Source organism: Devosia nitrariae, from assembly GCF_030160115.1.
Classification (GTDB): Bacteria; Pseudomonadota; Alphaproteobacteria; order Rhizobiales; family Devosiaceae; genus Devosia; species Devosia nitrariae.
Genome location: NZ_BSNS01000018.1, coordinates 1 through 19139 on the forward strand (window position 1 = coordinate 1; position 19139 = coordinate 19139).

General features: G+C 61.0%; 24 protein-coding genes. 9 read left to right on the forward strand and 15 right to left on the reverse strand.

What is annotated here, in order from left to right; all coding sequences use genetic code 11:
• A partial coding sequence (locus QQK18_RS16805; RefSeq protein ID WP_284341595.1) for a transposase occupies window positions 1-152 on the forward strand: 152 nt, incomplete at its 5' end.
• A gap of 18 nt (window positions 153-170) precedes the next feature.
• Here the strand turns inward: QQK18_RS16805 and QQK18_RS16810 are convergent.
• Window positions 171-1298, reverse strand: a complete 1128-nt coding sequence (locus QQK18_RS16810) for a site-2 protease family protein (protein WP_284341521.1) — start codon at window positions 1296-1298, stop codon at window positions 171-173.
• Between the two features lie 592 nt (window positions 1299-1890).
• On the opposite strand from QQK18_RS16810, the gene QQK18_RS16815 reads away from it, so the two are divergent.
• The 3 genes from QQK18_RS16815 to QQK18_RS16825 all read left to right on the forward strand — a co-directional run bounded on the left by QQK18_RS16815 (window position 1891) and on the right by QQK18_RS16825 (window position 3884).
• On the forward strand, window positions 1891-2439 hold the full coding sequence (locus QQK18_RS16815; protein ID WP_284341522.1) for a hypothetical protein: 549 nt from the start codon (window positions 1891-1893) through the stop codon (window positions 2437-2439).
• 73 nt (window positions 2440-2512) lie between these two features.
• Window positions 2513-2956, forward strand: a complete 444-nt coding sequence (locus QQK18_RS16820) for a hypothetical protein (protein ID WP_284341523.1) — start codon at window positions 2513-2515, stop codon at window positions 2954-2956.
• Window positions 2957-3224: 268 nt separating this feature from the next.
• Window positions 3225-3884, forward strand: coding sequence for an RraA family protein (locus QQK18_RS16825; RefSeq protein WP_284341524.1), 660 nt, complete (start codon window positions 3225-3227; stop codon window positions 3882-3884).
• A gap of 87 nt (window positions 3885-3971) precedes the next feature.
• Here the strand turns inward: QQK18_RS16825 and QQK18_RS16830 are convergent, their stop codons facing one another.
• The 6 genes from QQK18_RS16830 to msrB all read right to left on the reverse strand — a co-directional run bounded on the left by QQK18_RS16830 (window position 3972) and on the right by msrB (window position 6790).
• Window positions 3972-4253 (reverse strand): DUF427 domain-containing protein, encoded by a 282-nt coding sequence (locus QQK18_RS16830; protein ID WP_284341525.1) that lies wholly within the window; start codon window positions 4251-4253, stop codon window positions 3972-3974.
• A gap of 192 nt (window positions 4254-4445) precedes the next feature.
• Window positions 4446-4658, reverse strand: coding sequence for an ATP-binding cassette domain-containing protein (locus QQK18_RS16835; RefSeq protein ID WP_284341526.1), 213 nt, complete (start codon window positions 4656-4658; stop codon window positions 4446-4448).
• A gap of 191 nt (window positions 4659-4849) precedes the next feature.
• Window positions 4850-5104 carry a DUF2171 domain-containing protein gene (locus QQK18_RS16840; RefSeq protein ID WP_284341527.1) on the reverse strand — a complete coding sequence of 85 codons (255 nt, stop codon included), beginning with the start codon at window positions 5102-5104 and terminating at the stop codon, window positions 4850-4852.
• A 217-nt stretch (window positions 5105-5321) separates the two neighbouring features.
• Window positions 5322-5801, reverse strand: coding sequence for a peroxiredoxin family protein (locus QQK18_RS16845; protein WP_284341528.1), 480 nt, complete (start codon window positions 5799-5801; stop codon window positions 5322-5324).
• A gap of 24 nt (window positions 5802-5825) precedes the next feature.
• On the reverse strand, window positions 5826-6338 hold the full coding sequence (msrA, locus tag QQK18_RS16850) for a peptide-methionine (S)-S-oxide reductase MsrA (protein WP_284341529.1): 513 nt from the start codon (window positions 6336-6338) through the stop codon (window positions 5826-5828).
• 2 nt (window positions 6339-6340) lie between these two features.
• Window positions 6341-6790, reverse strand: a complete 450-nt coding sequence (gene msrB, locus QQK18_RS16855) for a peptide-methionine (R)-S-oxide reductase MsrB (protein WP_284341530.1) — start codon at window positions 6788-6790, stop codon at window positions 6341-6343.
• 266 nt (window positions 6791-7056) lie between these two features.
• Between msrB and QQK18_RS16860 the strand changes: the two genes are divergently transcribed.
• Window positions 7057-7440, forward strand: a complete 384-nt coding sequence (locus QQK18_RS16860; RefSeq protein WP_284341531.1) for a hypothetical protein — start codon at window positions 7057-7059, stop codon at window positions 7438-7440.
• Window positions 7441-7465: 25 nt separating this feature from the next.
• Here the strand turns inward: QQK18_RS16860 and QQK18_RS16865 are convergent, their stop codons facing one another.
• The 8 genes from QQK18_RS16865 to QQK18_RS16900 form a co-directional block, all read right to left on the reverse strand.
• On the reverse strand, window positions 7466-7930 hold the full coding sequence (locus QQK18_RS16865; protein ID WP_284341532.1) for a pseudoazurin: 465 nt from the start codon (window positions 7928-7930) through the stop codon (window positions 7466-7468).
• Window positions 7931-7962: 32 nt separating this feature from the next.
• Window positions 7963-8406 (reverse strand): c-type cytochrome, encoded by a 444-nt coding sequence (locus tag QQK18_RS16870; protein ID WP_284341533.1) that lies wholly within the window; start codon window positions 8404-8406, stop codon window positions 7963-7965.
• Window positions 8407-8440: 34 nt separating this feature from the next.
• Window positions 8441-9376: a hypothetical protein gene (locus tag QQK18_RS16875; protein ID WP_284341534.1), complete on the reverse strand. Its 936-nt coding sequence runs from the start codon at window positions 9374-9376 to the stop codon at window positions 8441-8443.
• A gap of 68 nt (window positions 9377-9444) precedes the next feature.
• Complete coding sequence (locus tag QQK18_RS16880; RefSeq protein ID WP_284341535.1) at window positions 9445-11541, reverse strand: FAD-dependent oxidoreductase; 2097 nt, start codon at window positions 11539-11541, stop codon at window positions 9445-9447.
• A 69-nt stretch (window positions 11542-11610) separates the two neighbouring features.
• Complete coding sequence (locus QQK18_RS16885; RefSeq protein WP_284341536.1) at window positions 11611-11745, reverse strand: hypothetical protein; 135 nt, start codon at window positions 11743-11745, stop codon at window positions 11611-11613.
• A gap of 85 nt (window positions 11746-11830) precedes the next feature.
• Window positions 11831-12283, reverse strand: coding sequence for a universal stress protein (locus tag QQK18_RS16890; RefSeq protein WP_284341537.1), 453 nt, complete (start codon window positions 12281-12283; stop codon window positions 11831-11833).
• A gap of 281 nt (window positions 12284-12564) precedes the next feature.
• Window positions 12565-13746 (reverse strand): MFS transporter, encoded by a 1182-nt coding sequence (locus tag QQK18_RS16895; protein WP_284341538.1) that lies wholly within the window; start codon window positions 13744-13746, stop codon window positions 12565-12567.
• Window positions 13747-13851: 105 nt separating this feature from the next.
• On the reverse strand, window positions 13852-14256 hold the full coding sequence (locus QQK18_RS16900) for a host attachment family protein (protein WP_284341539.1): 405 nt from the start codon (window positions 14254-14256) through the stop codon (window positions 13852-13854).
• A 443-nt stretch (window positions 14257-14699) separates the two neighbouring features.
• On the opposite strand from QQK18_RS16900, the gene QQK18_RS16905 reads away from it, so the two are divergent.
• From QQK18_RS16905 to QQK18_RS16920, 4 genes are all read left to right on the forward strand, one after another.
• Complete coding sequence (locus tag QQK18_RS16905) at window positions 14700-15386, forward strand: antibiotic biosynthesis monooxygenase family protein (RefSeq protein WP_284341540.1); 687 nt, start codon at window positions 14700-14702, stop codon at window positions 15384-15386.
• 108 nt (window positions 15387-15494) lie between these two features.
• Window positions 15495-15902: a cupin domain-containing protein gene (locus QQK18_RS16910; RefSeq protein WP_284341541.1), complete on the forward strand. Its 408-nt coding sequence runs from the start codon at window positions 15495-15497 to the stop codon at window positions 15900-15902.
• A 103-nt stretch (window positions 15903-16005) separates the two neighbouring features.
• A complete protein-coding gene (locus QQK18_RS16915; RefSeq protein ID WP_284341542.1) occupies window positions 16006-16941 on the forward strand; it encodes a pirin family protein in 936 nt (311 codons plus the stop codon).
• Between the two features lie 299 nt (window positions 16942-17240).
• Complete coding sequence (locus QQK18_RS16920; protein ID WP_284341543.1) at window positions 17241-18935, forward strand: thiamine pyrophosphate-binding protein; 1695 nt, start codon at window positions 17241-17243, stop codon at window positions 18933-18935.
• The last annotated feature ends 204 nt before the right edge of the window (window positions 18936-19139 follow it).

Below are 19139 nucleotides of genomic sequence, written 5' to 3' on the forward strand. Positions count from 1 at the left end.
ACGACAAGTTCGCCTACCGACAGCGCTGGGGGATCGAAGGTTTCTTTGCCAAACTCAAGCAGTGGCGGCGCATCGCCACTCGCTACGACAAATTGGCAGCCAACTTCCTTGGCTTCATCAAGATCGCAAGCATCATGCTGTGGCTCAAATAGCTAAATTGTCACTACAACCTAGGCCTCGAACCGAGGCCTTACTGAGCTCAACGCTGCTCCATTCCCGCCACGCGCTGGCAACGCCATGAGCGCCATCATTTCCGTAAGCGTCTCGCTCGTTACGAGGCCGACCAGCTTCCCATTGACGTCCGTCACCCCTACAGTCGTCGCAGAATTATCCTGCATCACTTTGAAAGCCTGCTCGAGGGTGGCGCGACAGTCGACCGTCGGAGCAGGCGCGGTCATGGCGTCGGCCACCCGTGCATCCGGCCCCGCCTGCTTTATCGACCGGAGGATGTCGGTGCGATCCAGAACGCCCACGAAACCCCCATTGCCGTCGACCACGGGAAACGTTCTTTGCGCGGTCCGCAAAAGCATCTCTACAGCGTCGTCGATGTGAGTATCCGGCCGGAGCGTTACGAACTGTGTCATCATCGCCTGGCGCACCGGCACGCCACGCGAGACCGCCCGCAACGCGATTGAATGGGCTTCCGAGGAGGCAGCCAGATAAACGAAGATGGCGATGAAGACGAGTATCGGATTGTGGAAGAGGCCGATGAAGCCGAGTACGAAGGCGGTGAATTGGCCGATCGAAGCGGCGCGCTCAGTCGCCCGCACAAAGCCCATGCGGCTTGCGAGAGCCGAACGAAGCACCCGGCCGCCATCCATGGGGAAAGCGGGAATGAGGTTAAAGAGCGCGAGAAACAGGTTCACCGTAGCAAGCCGGTCCACCATTGGAACCTGCATGTCGTCGATACCCATAGCGGCAGTTGCACCCAGATGTGCATGGGCAAAGACGATCAGCGCAGCGGCGATAACCACGTTCACGGCCGGACCCGCAATCGCGATGAGGAATTCCTCCCAAGGCTCCTCCGGAATGCGTTCGAGCTGCGCGACACCGCCAATGGGCAACAGCGTCACATATGGCGTCGGCACGCCGAAAGCCCGGGCCGTGAAGATGTGCCCGAATTCGTGCAGCAGTACGCACAAGAACAGAAGCACCACGAAGAGCAGCGTGTTCCACGCCGCGGCAGCGCCGTTCGATGCGTAGCTCGAGGCGAAGATCCACGCGAGAAACAGCACGAACGTGATGTGCAGTCGCACGACTGTGCCCGCTACCTTTCCGATGTTCAGTGACCAGGACACGTAGGCCTCTCGTTGGTAGTTGCGTTTCTGTTGTGGACAGGAGACATCCGGTGCGAGTGAGGTCCGTCGACGTCGCGCGGATCTTCGCCGAGCGGCGGGACGAGAGGTTTGGCCGCCGGTGGCGGTCTCATGCCCCTCTCTCGAGCCGGTGTTATTGCCGCGAAATTCACCGGTAAAGGTATGATTTCAATAACCGCATGTAATGCCGGGGCCGGGATGGTCGGAGCGTGAAGATGTCGTTGGCACAGTCGAGCGTTCCGCTCGAGCGAATGCTCGTGAAATGAGCGCCTGACTCTCGCCGCAGGATCCAAGCGGGCCTGGCCTCGGCCATTCCGGTAACGGCAAGCGATCCGCTCGAAGTGATCGTTCACTCGACGGGCTTGAACTCACTCCGCAACTGATCATCGCTTGCAGCCAGTCGGCTCCGGAGTTGGCGTTCCATTCTGCCTGTCTGCGCCGTCGACCCCATCGTCGATGTGAACGCGTGGAATGGATTCGATAACGGTCGGATATTTCCAAGAGAGGGGCCGCCGACGTACTGTCGGCAAAGACTCACCAGGAGTTTCGGATGAGATTGAAAGTCAATGACGTCGTGGACGCCGTTTCGCAGCTCGTCAGCCAGGGTTACGATCGCGAATTCCGCATAAAGGATGGTCGACTTTTCGATCTGGCACATAGTTCGGCGCTAGATCCGAAGGACATCCACGTCGACACCGCCCTCCGTTTGGCGAGCGGACGAGACGGCGAGGATGCCTCCAACATCTATGCCATTTCGGATCGAAAGTCGCACAGCAAGGGATTGCTGATCGACGCATTCGACATTTTCGACGAGATCTGCGACCGCGGCTTGGCGGATCGGCTGGCGGAGAACCGTAGAACCGATTTTGTCGAAGACAGCGACGTCCCGAGCCGCTACGGCCTGCGCAAGGTCTACAAGAGCGAGTTCGACCGCGATCCGGAGCGCTACGTCCTGCGCATCGACTATCCGGACTTTCCAGAATGCCCGTTCGGCGAGTCATTCTCGATGCTCGGCTTCGACACCGCCGAGCAGACATATGTGTGGCTGGTCACCGGCATACTCCGGAATTCGCGGCTGAACCGAATTCCCTATCAAGGGGCGGATGTCCCCGACAACGAATGAACCACGTCCGCGACCATGGCGGTGCTTCGTAAGCCGCAACGGACAGTCGAACAGAACCCTGAGGGAGTGAACATTGGACAAGAACATCATCAAAGAGACGATGCTCTCGCTCGAGGCCGCCGCCTTTCAAAGCGCCCGCGAAAAGTACCTCGATTATGTCGCTGACGCCCGGCTCGACCGCAGCGAGCCGATAGAAAACGATGAGCACGCCCAGGCAGAGGTCGCCAGTGATTTTTCTGAAGCTCTCGACGATACCGTTCACGATCACAGCGACAAGCTCGACAAGCTGAGAAAGATCGACTTCGGGCCAAAATCGACTGTCGCCGAGGGAGCGCTCGTGCGGCTCTCCGGTCGATACTTCATCATTGCGGTCTCCACGGCTCAGTTCACATGCGATGGTCAAGAGGTCATGGGGATTTCCACAATGGCTCCAATCTTCGAAGCAATCGAAGGAGCGCGCGCCGGCGAAACCGTGGAAGTCAAGGGAAGGAAGCTTTTGATCGAAGACGTCGCATAGAGACGCTCACTGTGGCTCCTGCAACGAGAGGAGCGCATGGTAGGAAAATTCGACGCGATCATAATAATTGGCGCAGACCCGTCCGGTGCTTTCCTTGCAGTCCGTTTGGCCAAGCAAGGTCAGAAGGGTGCGCTTATTGAACGTGAGCATCTGGGGGTACCTGGCTCAATGATGGCTGCTTGAGTAAGCAATCTGAACGGGCCAAAGTGTTCGGCAGGCCGCAAAAAGAGTATTGCCACGGGCCGAAGCACAGAAGGAGGCGGGACCGTTGATCGACAGTGTGCAGGAACCGCCGGAGCGCCCAAGTGTGGCAGCAGTGACCGACGCGCTTGGGAGGGTGCTCCATCACCGGGCCAATGTGCTGGACCTCGTCTCACCGACGCCCGGGCGCGTTCTGTTTGGTGTTGCCGTAACAATCCGTTTCCTTCCCTATCGGGAGGATCTGTTCCAGGAAGAGGTCAACAGTTTCGCGCGATGTTTCTACGCGGCGATCGGCAATGAGCCGCAGGGGAAGGTCGTCGTGTTTGACAGCAGCGGCTACGGCAGCACGTCGGTAGGCGGCGGCACGAAGCTTTCCAGGCTAAGCAACACCGGTGTCGCCGGACTGATAACCGATGCGCGGCTCCGCGATTTTCGCGAGCTGGCCGAGTATGAGCCCGTATTTTTTTGCGCCGGCGAGGCGGTGCGTGCAGGCACGGCCGAACTCATGCCCGATGCGGCGAACGTGCCGGTTGTTTTGGACGGTGTCACCGTCGTCCCGGGAGACTATGTGTACGCCGACTCCTCGGGTGCCGTCATTATACCTGCGACGCGCTTCGACGAGGTGTGGGCAGCAGCCACCGAAATTGAAGCCAATGAAGTAGCCCAACTGCAATCGATCCGAGAGGAAAATCCGGACGACGTGAACGTGGGCAGCCGCGAACACTGAAGCGGCCGGCTCTGTGCACAGGCTCGTGAGGGTAAGAAAACCGCGAAAACCCCACAGGGTCGGATTGATCCGATCGCGGCCTCCGTACTAGGTCACCTCTACACCCTTCCAGAATGCAATGTGGCCTTTAATTGCGGCCGCTGCGTCGGAGGGGGTGGCATACACCCATGCTGCGTTTTCGTTCGTCTCGCCATCGACGAGGAGCGAATAGTAGTTCGCAACGCCCTTCCACGGACACCGGCTGGTTGTGTCGCTCGGCTTTAGATGCTGAAGCTTGACGGACTCGAGCGGAAAGTAATGGTTGCCTTCGACGACAACGGTCTTGTCCGATTCCGCTATCAGCGTGCCGTTCCATCTCGCAATTGCCATTCCCGTTCCTTTTCTTTGCTATGAGTTCGAGATTGTGGTGGCTCAGGAAACCCACCGTAGAAAATCACGGGTGCGCGGATCCTGTGGCGCACCGCAAATCACTCCCGGTGGCCTCTGCTCGACGATGTGGCCGTCATCCCAGAAATCGCGATGCCCAAATCTCACGAGCGAACTGCATCTCGTGAGGCCCGATCAGCATGGTCTGCCGGTTTTTCGGCGACGCGGCGCATTAGGGCTGCCACTCGCCCACCCATTCCGGATCGAGCGCAGAGGTGGGTCGTCGAACAACATCAGGTCCGCTTCGAGCGACATCGCACGGCCGATACCGACACGCTGCTGCTGTCCGCCGGAAAGCGCAGCGGGATTCTGCCTTGTCGAGGAGACCGGTCTCACCCAGGATTGCATCGGCCCGTGCGCGTGCCTCGTCGGGCGACTGGCCGCGCACGGTGATCAACGCCTCGGGGTGTTCTGCCGCGCCGTCCTGTCTAAAAGACGAAGGCGGTGCACCGCCGGAGATCCAGAATTTGCCGGCGGGTGGCCTTGGGCAGCGTCGACTTGCCTGCCCCCGAACGACCATGAGCAAGCGCCGTTCCCGGTCACACCGGCTTGCGAGACTCCTCTTCCTCGAAGGTGACAGCCACGGCCGCATTCGCTGAGAGCCGGACCTGCTTTCCTTCGACCGTGGCGACCAGGCCGAGATCGATAAAGTGATTGTGCCCCGCGTGACGGCCCTCGCCACTATCGCGCTTGGACAGCTTGATGCGCCCATCGACAACGGCCTCGACAGTGCCCAGATGGACACCGTCAGCGCCGATCACTTCCATATTCTGAGCGATCTGTTGGTTGCTCATGGTGTTCTCCTTCAAGTTGACTAAATTCGTTATCTGCTGGGTAGCCGCCCAAAATGCCCATCGACCAAGCCGTGGAACGTTTCGATAGTTGGCGTGGTCGCCGGCGGGCCGTAGGCCCTCGTTCGAACACGAGACTAGTCCAATCCCATGCCAGTTTGGTCCAAACGCCGTGTCCAAACGTCCAGAAGCCGTTGCAATACGGCCTGCAGGCTCACGGTTACGACCGCTTCCGGAAGATGCTCAGAAGCTTATTGACATCGACCGAGAACCCATTCTCGATCACGGTTCCCTCGGGATCGATAGCGACGAACCACGGCGTACCACCGGTCCGATAATTCACCATCGTTTTTGGATATTGTCCGTCTGGCGAGATCGGGTCGTGGCCGAAAGGTACATGGAGTTCGTATCGCTGCTGGTCGAGGCGCAACTGATCGGCCGTGTTTACGTCGAACCCTTCGAACACGGTCTGGACAACGGCAAATCCAACATCCAGTGGCGCTGCATGCTCAATCAACTCGAGCAGCGTCGGAAATCCATGCGAGTGACAGCCAGGGCACCAATGCTGGTAGAAGAACAAGATACGATGCCGTGACCCTAGATCATTGAGTGTCAGCGGTGTACGCGGCCGTCCGGTCTCATCGATCCAGTGGGAAACGAGGAGATCCGGTGCGACCAAACCCTGAATTCCATTTGTCATGTCGCGCCCGTGCAGATCGGTGCGTCACGCGGCGTTCCGTCGTGGCAGTTTCCAGTCCGGCCGAACGAAGTGGCACGTATAGCCATTGGGGATGCGCTCGAGGTAATCCTGGTGTTCCGGTTCCGCCTCCCAAAAGTCGCCGGCCGACGAAATTTCCGTGACGACCTTGCCTGGCCATAAGCCCGACGCCTCGACATCAGCTATTGTATCCTCGGCCGTGCGACGTTGCTCATCGCTGGTGTAAAAGATTGCGGAGCGATAGCTCATGCCCCGGTCGTTGCCCTGGCGGTTCAATGTCGTCGGATCGTGGATTTGAAAGAAGAATTCGAGGATATCCCGATAGCTGGTCTCGTCGGGATTGAAGGTGATTTCGATCGCCTCGGCGTGGGTACCGTGGTTTCGGTAGGTCGCGTTCGGGACGTCACCGCCGGAATAGCCGACCCTGGTCGAAACAACGCCTGGCTGGCGCCTTATCAGTTGCTGCATTCCCCAGAAGCAACCTCCGGCAAGAAGTGCGCGTTCAGTTTTCGCAGCCATCGTTAAGCCTCCTGACTGAAGAGTTTGAGATATTCGCCGTATCCTTCGCTCTCGAGCTGATCGCGATGAATGAAGCGGAGAGACGCCGAGTTCATGCAGTAGCGCAGACCTCCCTTCTCGCGAGGTCCATCTGGAAACACATGGCCGAGATGGCTGTTGCCGTGTCTGGAACGAGCCTCGGTGCGGGTCATTCCGTGGGACCGGTCGACATTCTCGACCACGTTTTCCGGCTCCAAGGGCTTTGTGAAGCTCGGCCAACCGGTGCCGCTGTCGAATTTATCGGCAGACGCGAATAGTGGCTCGCCCGACACCACATCCACGTATAGTCCCGGTTCCTTGTTGTCCCAGTATTCGTTCTGGAATGGGCGTTCCGTTCCATCTTCCTGAGTCACGCGGTACTGTTCAGGCGTGAGCTTCGACACTGCCTCGGGATTTTTACTGTAGGTCTTCATCTCGTGATCTCCTTTGCAGGCAATCTAAGAGTAGGACCGCGAGCCCCCATGGTCCAATGCCCACTGGCTATGGAATGGATGCCCTCGGCGCGGCACGCAAGAATCATCGGTGCGGCACAAACGTATGCTTCTCACGTCGAAAGGGAGTGTGGCCGTCCCGAAGCCGACCTCGACCGTCGGCCGCTGGAGTTCTGTTTGCGAAGCGCAACGCGGCAACCATCCTGGTTGGGTTGGGTTCTTGCATGCAAGAGACCAAGGAGATGAAGATGAGAAATCTGACCCATTCGGTGTTAGCTGCGTTGGTGGCATCGACGTTCGTTTCCCTTCCGACCGTGGCTCAGGAGCGATCCATCGGAGGGGTTGCCGTGCCCGATAGCCAGCTGGAAGCTGTCCAGCAAAAGTGCGACGAACTTCTCGCCGAAGGCGAGGCTGACGTCGATGAAGCGGCGCCCGCGGCGGAGGCACCGGCCGCCGGCGCGAGCAATGACCCGGCGACCACCGAGTCCGCGGCCGAAGCGCCGGTCGATCCGACGGCCGAGACGAGCAACGGCAATATGGCCGCCGATAGCGAAGCCGAGACTGCGATCGACCTCGCAATGCTTACCGTCGAGGCTTGCGAGGATGGCGGCTTCGCCGAACCTTCGATGTAGTCCGACGAAGCCGGCAGGCTCCGGGTTACGTCGCCTCGATTTCAGCAAAGAGCGCGTCAAAGCGCTCTTTGGCTTTGGCCGGCTGCCGCGCGGCCTTGGCTTCTTCGACGTTGCTCGTGTCGTCCCCCACGACGATCAGCGCGACCATACCCATGGCATGGTGAGGCAGGCATTTCACCCCATAGATACCTGGTACGTCGAGAGTCACCGATATCGGTTGGTTTATGGCTCCCTTGAATCCCTCGGCACCCTCCGGGACCATGCCACGTATGGTCTCGGCATTGTGGCCCCTGTCGGTCGGGACGAACGTCACCGTGTCTCCCGCCGCGATCCGGATCAATGCCGGTTCGAAGACCATCGCGCCCATTTCGCCCTGGTTGAGCATCTGCACCTCGACCTCGGCCGCGCGCGCGGGGGTCGCGGACAGGATTGCGGGGGTAGCGGCAAGTGCCATCGTACCGAGGACAGCGTGCCTGCGGTTGATCGTCATAGCGTTCTCCTTAATGCTGTGCGCCCTGCTGCCTATTCCGGCTTCTGCTCGATGAAGATGTAGTCGAGAGTTTCGATATCCGTCGGCAATTCCGTTTCGCCTGTCGGCGCGCCGCTGAGGGCGAGCATGTGGGCGATGACGTCGATGTAATCCTGGTCGCTGCGCGATGCCGGATTATCGGGCGGCATCTCCGTCTTCACATAGGTGAAAAGCGCCGCGAGCGAGGTCCCGTCCCATTTGCGCAGGAAGCTATAGCGCGCGATTGCCGGGCCGCCAGGTTGATCCGGTTCGTTGGCGCCGTCGCCGCGCAGGCCGTGGCATTTGGCACAGACCCCTGAATTGACCTTCTCGCCACGCGCGGCCTGCTCTTGCGTATAAACTCCTTCCCAGATCGATTGCTCCTCCTGCGCCGCCACGGTGACGGGCATGGTGATCAGAACAGCCGCGAGGGCGGCACCTGCAAAACTCTTCAACATCGATTTCTCCGTTTCTCTGGCAGCATTTGCCCCCTCACAGCCTTTCGGACCGCACCTCCACGGCAAGCCGAGCGCGCGTTGCGACGTCGCCGTCAACCTCGATGCTCGCGCGATCGGATACGTGACGGCGTGCCGAGACAAACAGGGTATAGGTGCCCTTGGGCACGCGCAGTTCGGCCATCCCGCGCTCGTCGGTCAGTGCGCGGTAGGGATGCATCATCACCACCGCGCCGACGAGTGGAGCTTTGCTCGCCGCGTCCACCGCCTCGATCTGAACAACGTGCTCGGCGTGCGGTGTGAAAATCACGCCAAACTGCGCCGTGCCTGCCGCATGCGGAAGATCGAGACCGGCAGCGGCAAAACGCGCCTCCCACGTCTGCCGCCCAGGCGTTGCTGCCGCAGGCAACTCCACATCGGCATGGTAAAGCGCCTCGCTTTCCGGCCACACATCGGGGCCAAGCGTTCCCGCCGCGACTTCGCGGCCCGTCTGGTCGTGTATGGTGAAGGCTTGACCGGCAAGATCGCAGCCGCAAGCGCATTTGACGCCAACCGTGCTCCTGAAGCTTCCTCCAGCAGGAACCGCCGAGGGCGTACCCCAGACGTTGACGCGCGTTTTGTGGGCGCACACCGCGAATGCCAAGGGGGCAGTCGTTGCCGCAAACTGGAGATCGTCGGCTGCAAAAGCAGGAAGCTCGGCGGACCAGATGCAATCGCCGAGGGTGTCAGGTGCCGACAGCGTAATCGAACCTGTGCTCGCGGCGCTTTCTGACTCGAAACCGGTGAAGAGGAGCAGGCCTACCTGCGCGCCTGCATTGTCGCGGATCAGCAGGTGATCGCCCGTCAGGTCGCATGGCGGGTCGCAAATCACGCTCGCGGTTATGATCAGATCGGCGCCGGCGTTCACCGGAGTACCACCGACCGTTACCGTCAAGCTCGGCGAGCCCGACACGGTGTCGTCGTTGTTTGCCATGATATCGGCCCGTCGGCTTGAAGGAAGGGCCAGCCGGACCGCATGGCCCGGCTGGCGCGGATACAACGTCAGCTGACGATCGGCTCCTGGACGGCATTGGTGGCCGCGATATAGCCATGGACGATTGCGCGGCCGAGGCCATGCTGGTTGCCGCCGCCCGAGGACTCGCCTCCGGCGTAAAGGCCGGGAATGACCTGCCCTTCGAGATCGACGACCTGCGCCTTGCCGTTGATGTGGAGCCCGCCATAGGAGTCGTGCCACACCGGGAAGAGCGCGGCCGCAAAGAATCGCGGCTTGTCGATCCTGAACATGGGCGCATCGGGGCCCCGTTCAAATTCCGGATCGAGGTCGTCGTCGACGTAGCGGTTCCAGATCTCGACGGTTTCGACGAGATGGCTGAGCTCGACGCGCTGCCACTCACAGCCCGCCCGGATTTTCCAGGCCAACTCCTCGATCGTATCGGCCGAGAAGAAGAGGCCGTTGTCGGGTGAGGTGAACGGCGGGTTGATATCCCAACCATCGCGGTCAAGGGCGCCCTGGTCGAAGATCGCCCAAATCGGACCCGAGTGGAAATCGGGCGCCTGAGACCCCTCGTTGACCGCGGTAGCGGCGTGCACGCCGGCGTTGGCGCTGTAGGTGGTGCGTATATTCTCGGCGCTGGCGTTGCGCCAATCGAGCTGCCTGAAGGCGAGCCCTTCTTCGGGCTGACCCTTCCTCGGGCCGGGTGGATAGGCCGCGTTCGACCAGCCCTGCATCATAGTCATCTCGTTAAAGAAGCGCTTACCCACCTGGTTGACCGCAATCAGGTGCTGGAACGAGTCTGCACCCAGATCGATGCCCGTCGCGCCGCGCAGGGAGAACGTCGGATGGCCGGGCAGCATCGTCGTATAGGGATCGCGCGTTGCAAGCGTACCCGGGAAGTGGAAGGTCGAAGGGTAGCTCAGATTCTGCTGCATGCCGGCGAGGCCTGCACCCACGCGCATACCGGCCTTGATCCCGCTCGCATCCTGGCCGCGCGGGCCGAGGAAGGCCCAACCGCTCGAGACGAACGCCGGCTCGCGAAAGCCTGGGTGGAACATGCCGCGGAACTCGGGATTGGCGGTATGTCCGCCAGCACCGATGACAACCGCCTTGCGTGCCTTGATGTAGACGACCTCCTTCTCGTCATCGATATTGCCGTCGTTCCAGTAGCCGACGAGGCGTTCTCCGGTCACCGGATCGAGGCGCGGCGAGAAGGTCGCCTTGATGCCGAGCACACGACCTGAGAACTGCTCCTCGCGGATGATCTCGTCCATGTGGCGGTTCATCAGGAACTTCACACCCTTCTGGCGTGCACTGTACTCCAGCGGACGGGCAAGCGCGGTGCCGTTGGTGCGAGCGCCTTCGCGAACGGTGGCGCTCCCATCCTGCATCAGCGTCGGGGCGAACAGCGATGACGAGACGCCTGGAATGCCGGCGTCCTCGATCGTAATTGTGCCCTTGGTGACGTCAGTCGTCTCGCCCTCGACAAAGAACGTATAGGCGCGGCGGGCACGCGACATACCGGCGTTGCCGTGCGTGCCGGAGATGCGCGCCATGCGAACATGGTTGTCGAGGAGGAACGTGCGCACGGCCGGGCAGTTGTCGGCCCAAGCGCGATGGAGCGGACGCTCATTGTAACGGTAGGGCGCCTGCGCGGCGGGGTCGACCACCGACCAGTCGGTCATATCGCGGAAGAGCAGGTCGACATCGTCCTCGAGCTCTTCCGGGTCTTCGAGCGGCGGCACGGTTATGTAGCCGTCGGGATCGGCCTCGCCGCGGATGTCGCGCAGCTGCAACTGATCGCCACCGCCGAGCGAGACGAGACCCGTCGAGTGCAGCATCTTGCCGCCGACTTCGAAATTCTGCTCGACAATCAGCACGGTCGCGCCGAGATCGCGGGCACGGATGGCTGCCGGGAGACCAGTCGCTCCGGCGCCGACAACCACGACGTCGACCTCATAATCCCATTCGATACCCGAGCCTTCGTCCTGCTCGGCGGTTGCGGGAACGGTCCCAGCTAACACTGCGGCGCCAACGCCTGCGGCGGCCACGCCCTGGGTGAAGAAGGCACGCCTGTTCAGGCCCGTTTCCGGCCTTCTCAGGTCATCGGTGACAGGGATATTCGCTTTGACTCTCTTGGCCATATTCTCCTCCGTGCTAGCGCCTGGTCAGTATCTTTTGCATAACAATCACATCACGCTATACCGCAATATCTAGGCTAACAAGCGCCTTGTTGCGCCTAACTTTTCTTCTGAATCGGCACGTTCTGTCCCATCTTCCTGAGTGGCCCGGTTCTGTTCCGGCGTCAGCTGCGCCACCGCTTCGGGGATTTTTCTGTATGTCTTCATCTTGGGATCTCGCTTTCTGGGCAAATCTAAGGACAGAAACGCCGACCTCCACGGTCCGGCGCCCTTGGCAATAGCCGGACGCAGGTCACCGGGTTACCAACACAGGCGTCGTGGTCTGGGCCAGCACATTGCTTGTCTGACTGCCCAAGAGCAGGCGACCGACGCCGCGGCGGCCGTGCGACCCCATGACAATCAGGTCGGACCCGAGCTTCTCGGCAGTGACGACAATGCCCTCGGCCGGGAAACTGTCATTGACGTAGACGGTCTTTACCGGAACGCCAGCAGCCTTCACCTTGGCCTCGGCCTTGTCGAGCAAATCCTTGGCCGCTTTTTCCTGCGCCTCGATGAGCCCCGGGATCGGATTACCGATGTAACCCGTGCCAGCATAGTATCCCGCTCCTACTGCCGAGGCCGGCTCGCTCACGGTCACAACGGTAACATCGGAATTGAGGGTCTTCGCGAGAACGATCGCCTGATCGAGTGCCCGATCCGCAAGATCAGAACCATCCGTTGCGACAAGAATATGAGCGTATGTCATGTTACCTTAAGCTCGAAATTACTATGTCAGCTAATCTACTGCTTGGGTTTTCCAGTTATCTTTATGTTCTGATCTCCCTAGCGAGTGTCCTAAAAGTAGGACCGCGGGTCTCCATGGTCCAATGACCTGTGGCTATGGAATCTATTCATTCGGCGCTGCATACGAAACCAAGGGGGTGCCACTCATGCTTCACTCGTGCGGATTTGCGGCGCTAAGTCACCGACGGTGTTGCGAAGTGCACAGCCGTGTGGGCGCCCTCTATGAACTCAATGAGATCCGAGTTAGCTGGCAATACCCTCGGCGGCGCGTAGGGTTCTCGACTTGCCGATGAGGACGGTGATGCCGAGGGCGACGACAGCGATGGCGACTGCCGCGTAGGGCGTTGCGGTCAACCCAGATCCTTCCACCACCCGCCCTCCTATGAACGAGCCGCCGAAGATGCCGAGGTTGAACGCGGAGACATTCAATCCGGACGCTGTTGGTATTGCGTCAGGCGTGACCGCACTTGCCACCTTCACAACCCCGTCCTGCATGATCGGAGGCACCGCGAAGCCAAAGATGCCGCAAATCGCGAGAACGACCAGAAGGGCGGCCTCGACACGCATCGCCAGCGCAACAAGCACGAAGGATGCGATCAGACCGCTGAGCGTGATGACCATTGTCCTCGACGTGCCGATCTTATCGGTCAGCTTGCCACCAGCGAAGTTGCCGACGACGGTTGCGGCGCCGAAGACTACCAATCCGATGCTGAGGGTTTCGCTGCTGACACCAGTCACCTCGGTGAGGATCGGCGCCAGGAACGTGAAGATGACGAAAGTCCCGCCAAACGCCGTAGTGCTCAGCAGATACATCAAGGTGAGATCGCGGTTGCCGAGCAGTTTCATCTGCGCGAAGAAGCTCAGCGCAGGCGGCTGCGGGGTGTTCCGCGGCATGAAGATCATCAGCAACGCCAGAGCGATTGCGCCCATGGCGGCGACGACCAGGAACGTCACCCTCCAGCCAAAGCTCTGGCCGATCCACGAACCGACCGGAACGCCGATCACCATCGCGATCGTCAAACCGCCAATCATGACCGCGACCGCTGACCCAGACTTCTCCTTCAGAACGATCGACGCGATGAAGGCAGCTCCGACCCCGAAGAAAACGCCGTGGCAAACGGCCATCACCACGCGTGAGGCTAAGAGAGTAAAGTAATCGGGTGCGATCGCGGCCGTGAGGTTGGTCGCCGTGAACAGGCCTATGAGTGACAGAATCAGGCCGCGACGTGGGTATCGTCCGGTAAGTGCCGAAAAGATCGGCGTACCAAGCGTGATCGACAAGGCATAGAGGCTAACGAGAAGACCTGCCGTGGGGACACTGACGTTCAGGTCTTTGGCTACGCCAGGAAGCAAGCCGACGATTACGAATTCAGTCGTGCCGATCGCAAATGTAGAGGCAGCAATCGCATAAACCACGAAAGGCATCTTTTCGTCCTGTTTCGCCACGCGGCCGCAGCTTTGGGTCACGACGTCAGCGTCTTCTGTCAGGTCGGCAGCAGCAGTTACTGCCCCGCCGTTTGCGACCGGGCGTCAGGCGTGGGCGATCAGCGACGCGATGTCTTCAAGCGGGCGTCGGCTGATGTCCTTGGCGAGTTCGCCTATGATCTTGCCTGACAGATCAGGATGGCGGTGCTTGCGCATTTCACCCAGGGTCCTCGGGTCGGCGACAACCACCAAATACTCTACCTTCCCGTCCATGCTCAGCTTGTTGAGGAATGCAGCAGTCGATGCTGCGAAGTCATCCTCACTGAGCCGCCTGGCGTCGGGGTTGGCGGACCCTGTGTGATGGCGCGTTCCCGAGCCTGAGTTGGTGAGTTCAAGCGCGGGTGGCGTGATCTCGACCAGATGAACTCCTGGTTTCACACCCTTATTGCGGAATAAGCGGAGCGTCGCGCCGTCAGCGACTGCCACTGTCGTACCGGGAGGTAGAATCAAGCGAAGGTCTCCTGTTCACGATCCCGCTCAAGCGCGGGCGAGTTACGATACTTCCCCGGCGGAGGGCGGCGAGAGCTCGGATCTTGGGGTGATGACGCCGCGAAGGAAAATCACCTTTGGCCATGGAGTCGATAGCCGACCGTTATCGGTCGGGGAGCGGACACGTGGTCGGCGGTCTGCGCTGCTACGGGCGGAAAGCGCCAGCTCAAGCAAAGCTCTCTACGGCGGTGGGAGATACTTATGTCTGTGAGGTCATCATAACGGGCGGCTATCGACTCGATAGCGTGATGTGACTTCCCCTTCGCAGCCTGGAATTCCATGCTTGGGTAGCGGGCTGATCTGACGCACAACGCGGATTTGCTCCGAGAAGGCGGCGCGGATGTTCGCGTCCCTCGTGCGTTGGGATGGACTACGCATTGGCACCGCAGGAATGAGAAACGAACATGTTTTCAGCGATTTTCGAGGCCCTCCCGAGAAGTGAGAAGATTGCTGACTACCTTGAGAGTGCCAAAATGCTCCAGCCGCGGCTGGAGCGGATAGCCGGCTTCGTCGACAACATCCGATACAGGAGCCTGACCCGCGAGGGCTGGTACCTTTCGATTTCAAACTGGCGGGATGAAAAGTCGCTCGTCCGGTGGCGTACAACCAAGCATCATCACGAGCTCCAGAAGAGGGGCCGAGACGAAATCTTCGCGGATTACCACCTGCGCGTTGGCCAGATCACTGCCGACAATCAGGTGCCCGCAGGATACGCCCTCACGGAGCAGCGGCTCGACGAGACTGAGGTCGGGGAGGGAACCACAGTTACCCTGATCAACGCTACACGCCCCTCGGAGTGGAAGCAGACCAACAACCCGTACGACTGCGCCGAGTGGTTAGGCCTTAACCCGTGGGCTGACAATATGACGTCCTGGGACATTTATGATGCCCTGCTCACGCCGGGCGATCTTATTGTGCTCGTATCCTGGAAGGACGCAGCGGCGGCGCGGACCTACGAGGACTCTGCCGCGCCCAATGATAGAGCGAGAATGCGGAGAGTTCGGATCGTGCGCGACTATGGGAAATACGATCGTCGCGAGGCGCCTCAGTATTATCCAGATGCGGACGGCGGCGAGACCCTGCATGCCTGACAGTTCGACGTCGGAAGGTGCCGGCACTCCCGGTGATTTTTACCCTGAGAATGGCGATCCTCCGAATAGTCCCCAACAGGCGGGGAACACTCAGTGTGGAGAACGACCATGAAGATCCGATCAATTGTTGCTGCGGCCGCCCTTGCCTTGCCGACGTCAAGCGTTGCCGGCGACCAGGAAGCGGAAACCGTCGCCAAGAATTTCGAGGCGGCCATTCCCAATATCCCTGGGAAATCCCTGATTGCCGTCGAGGTGACGTATCCTCCGGGGGCTGCCTCTCCAGCTCACTCTCATGCGACATCGGCGTTCATCTACGCCTACGTAATCTCGGGTGCAATCGAGTCCAAGGTGAACGACGAAGAGGCACGCATCTTTCAAGCTGGCGAGAGCTGGTCGGAAGCACCGGGCGCTACCCATTCGGTCAGCCGGAACGCGAGCGAGACCGAGCGGGCAAAGCTGCTCGCGGTCTTCGTCCTCGACACCGGTGACAATCCGCTGACCACGCCGCTCGAATAATCGTTCAACCGACGGCGTCGTCAAGGCTCCCCGGCCAAGTGTCTCGGGTCTATGCGGATCCGCGAGATCACGAACAATCGACGCGCCATGAAAGGACTTTGACATGAGCTGGAACCCGGGTCTCGAGCCGCATTGCCCGCAGGCGGGAGAGCTCGATGCGATCGAAACCCAGATCATCCCGCGCGCCCGCGATCTCGGCGGTTTCGAGGTGCGGCGCGCGCTGCCGGCGCCAGCGCGGCAGATGGTTGGACCTTTCATCTTCTTCGACCAGATGGGGCCGGCCGAGTTCCTGACGGGGAACGGAATCGATGTGCGGCCGCATCCGCACATCGGGCTGGCGACGGTGACCTATCTCTATGACGGAGAGTTCCAGCATCGGGATTCACTGGGCTCGAACCAGATGATCTATCCGGGCGAGGTGAACTGGATGATTGCCGGGCGCGGCGTGACCCACTCCGAGCGCACGAGCGCGGCCACCCGTGCCGGCAAGAGCAGCCTCTTTGGCATTCAAACGTGGGTAGCACTCCCTGACCATGCTGAAGAGACCGCCGCAAAATTCGAGCACCACGGCAGGGATGCACTTCCCTTGCTCGAAGGCGAGGGCAAGACAGTGCGGCTGGTCCTGGGATCAGCGTGGGGTGCCAAGGCGCCGGTGAAGACCTTCACCGACATGTTCTACGCAGACGTGGTGCTTGAGCCCGGTGCCGGTTTGCCGCTACCTGACGATCACGAGGATCGCGGACTCTACATCACCCAAGGCACGATCGAAGTCGCTGGCGAGTGGTTCGAGAGCGGCCGGATGATGGTGTTCCGGCCGGGCGACACGATTTCGGTGCGCGCCGGCGAGAATGGGGCGCGATTGATGTTGCTGGGTGGCGAAACGCTGAACGGCCCACGTTACATCTGGTGGAACTTTGTCGCCTCCTCGCAGGAGAAGATCGAAGCGGCCAAGGACGCCTGGGCCAAAGGCGACTGGGCTCATGGTCGCTTTCACCTTCCCCCCGGGGACGATCACGAATTCATCCCGCTACCGGATTGAAGGCGACGCAAACGGGCGCCTTGTCGGGGAGCTCAAGGCGCATCGACGTCGCAACCACGGCCTTCTGTCAGTCTCGTCCACCGCGGTGTGATGCCCCCTGTTCCCAGCCTGCCCACTGGGCGCGCCCGGAATACATCCGGGGGCATGCTATTCATAAAGGCAGGTTATCACCGCGCGGGCGAATCCTACTGTACAACGAGGCGCTTAGTGCAAGAGCGCAAAGTTTTTGCAGTGACGCCGCGGCATTGGCCCGGGCCCGGCGGCCATTTCGACGAGAGCGGGCCACATGGAGGCGACACATGTCGCATACCGTCGCAGACGCACTCGTCGATGTCCTCGAGGAGGTCGGCGTCAAGCAGGTCTTTGGGCTGATCGGCGACTCGCTGAACCCGTTGGGCGATGCTGTCCGGCGGAGCAAGATAGAGTGGGTCGGTGTGCGGCACGAGGAGGGCGCAGCGCTGGCCGCAGCCGGTCAGGCCAAGCTGACGGGCCGCCTCGCAGTGTGCGCGGGAACGACGGGGCCCGGCAGCACGCACCTCGTCGCGGGCCTCTACGAGGCCGCGCGCGATCACGCTCCCGTCCTGGCGTTGTCAGGGGAGATGCCGCGACGCCTGAAGGGCATCGACTATCACCAGTCGACGGAGCCAGACCTGCTCTTCCGGGACGTGTCGCTCTACACCCAGACGATCACCACGCCAGCGCAGGCGCCCAGCGTGATCCATCAGGCGATTTCGTCTGCGTACGCAGGACCCGGGGTCGCGCACCTGACCCTTCCCCAAGACGTGCTGTCCAGCAGGATCGAGCACGCCGTTCTGAGCGTGGCGACACTCAACCCACCCGGTGAGATCGCGCCGGACGATCACGACATCGACGCGGTCGCGCGCCGCGTCGCCGCAGCTAGCTCGGTCGCCATTCTCTGCGGGGCGGGATGCCGAGGCTCGGCCGACCTGCTCCGCGACCTGTCGGACCGGCTGAAGGCGCCGCTCGTCCATACGGTGCGCGGCAAGGAGATCATCGCCTATGACGACCCGCGCTGGATGGGCGGGCTCGGCATGATCGGCAGCAAGCCGGCCTACAATGCGGTGCAGGACTGCGACCTCCTGCTCATGGTCGGCACGGACTACCCCTATTCGAACTTCCTGCCGACGCACGGGAACGTCATCCAGATCGACGAGCGGGCCGCGGCGATCGGCCGACGCGCGCCGACGGCAATTGCCGTAAGGGGCTCGGTGCGGCCGACACTCACCGCCCTCTTGCAGAAAGTGCGACCGAAGACCGAAAGCGCGTTCTTCGACAAGGTCGCGCGGGACCGCCGCGCTTGGGACGAGCTCCTCGACAAGCAGAGCGACCCGGTTCGCAGCCGCGACAAGATCCACCCGCAGGCGGTGGCCCGCATGGTCAGCGACCTCGCAAAAGATGACGCCGTGTTCGTTTTCGATACCGGCCTCAATACGCTGTGGTCAGGCAACTGGATTCGGCAGAGCGGCAAGCAACGCATTGTCGGCTCCTTCAACAATGCGGCCGTCGGCACGGCGCTGGGGCAAGCCAACGGCATTCAGGCACTCGACCGGTCGCGACAAGTGATCGCGCTCACTGGAGATGGCGGTTTCAACATGCTAATGGGCGAATTCCTCACGGCAGTTCACCACCACCTGCCGGTGAAAATCGTGATCTTCGACAACGCCGCGTTCGGGCTCATCACGCTTGAGGCACAGAGCGTCGGAATTCTCCCGTTCCGCGAGGCAATCGAATTCCCCAACCCGGATTACGCCGCGCTTGCGCGCGCATGCGGCGCGCAGGGATTCACAGTGCGTGATCCAGCGCTGCTCGAGGCGATTTTGATCGAAGCGTTCGCGTGCCCGGGCCCGGCGATCGTCGCCTGCGGCGTTGTACCCGACGAGATGCCGAATCTCCCTCACATCGAGCTCGAGCAGGTTGGCGGCTACGCTATTGCCAAAGTCAAGGAAGCCATCGCCGCCGTCGTCGGCGGCTAGCGGTTACTCGCTGTCGCTCGCCTTACGAACGGCGCGAGGCATGCGCCCGATAATCGCGGGTGGATGGCGTCACTCGAAAGTCCAAAACACGATGCCGGGAGTCCGAAGTTTCAGATCTCGCAATAGGAATCCTGGCCGTTAGGTTTCACAGTGACTCTTGGTTTCGACAGACGCCTGCTCCAATGGCGCCGGGTTTCGTCCACC

Coding starts and splice junctions, on each gene's coding strand:
- QQK18_RS16905 (WP_284341540.1), top strand. CDS start 14,700: ATGTTTTCAGCGATTTTCGAGGCCCTCCCGAGAAGTGAGAAGATTGCT.
- QQK18_RS16845 (WP_284341528.1), bottom strand. CDS start 5,801: ATGACAAATGGAATTCAGGGTTTGGTCGCACCGGATCTCCTCGTTTCC.
- QQK18_RS16895 (WP_284341538.1), bottom strand. CDS start 13,746: ATGCCTTTCGTGGTTTATGCGATTGCTGCCTCTACATTTGCGATCGGC.
- msrA (WP_284341529.1), bottom strand. CDS start 6,338: ATGGCTGCGAAAACTGAACGCGCACTTCTTGCCGGAGGTTGCTTCTGG.
- QQK18_RS16870 (WP_284341533.1), bottom strand. CDS start 8,406: ATGTTGAAGAGTTTTGCAGGTGCCGCCCTCGCGGCTGTTCTGATCACC.
- QQK18_RS16885 (WP_284341536.1), bottom strand. CDS start 11,745: ATGAAGACATACAGAAAAATCCCCGAAGCGGTGGCGCAGCTGACGCCG.
- QQK18_RS16890 (WP_284341537.1), bottom strand. CDS start 12,283: ATGACATACGCTCATATTCTTGTCGCAACGGATGGTTCTGATCTTGCG.
- msrB (WP_284341530.1), bottom strand. CDS start 6,790: ATGAAGACCTACAGTAAAAATCCCGAGGCAGTGTCGAAGCTCACGCCT.
- QQK18_RS16835 (WP_284341526.1), bottom strand. CDS start 4,658: ATGCAATCCTGGGTGAGACCGGTCTCCTCGACAAGGCAGAATCCCGCT.
- QQK18_RS16910 (WP_284341541.1), top strand. CDS start 15,495: ATGAAGATCCGATCAATTGTTGCTGCGGCCGCCCTTGCCTTGCCGACG.
- QQK18_RS16875 (WP_284341534.1), bottom strand. CDS start 9,376: ATGGCAAACAACGACGACACCGTGTCGGGCTCGCCGAGCTTGACGGTA.
- QQK18_RS16830 (WP_284341525.1), bottom strand. CDS start 4,253: ATGGCAATTGCGAGATGGAACGGCACGCTGATAGCGGAATCGGACAAG.
- QQK18_RS16915 (WP_284341542.1), top strand. CDS start 16,006: ATGAGCTGGAACCCGGGTCTCGAGCCGCATTGCCCGCAGGCGGGAGAG.
- QQK18_RS16880 (WP_284341535.1), bottom strand. CDS start 11,541: ATGGCCAAGAGAGTCAAAGCGAATATCCCTGTCACCGATGACCTGAGA.
- QQK18_RS16865 (WP_284341532.1), bottom strand. CDS start 7,930: ATGACGATCAACCGCAGGCACGCTGTCCTCGGTACGATGGCACTTGCC.
- QQK18_RS16840 (WP_284341527.1), bottom strand. CDS start 5,104: ATGAGCAACCAACAGATCGCTCAGAATATGGAAGTGATCGGCGCTGAC.
- QQK18_RS16860 (WP_284341531.1), top strand. CDS start 7,057: ATGAGAAATCTGACCCATTCGGTGTTAGCTGCGTTGGTGGCATCGACG.
- QQK18_RS16920 (WP_284341543.1), top strand. CDS start 17,241: ATGTCGCATACCGTCGCAGACGCACTCGTCGATGTCCTCGAGGAGGTC.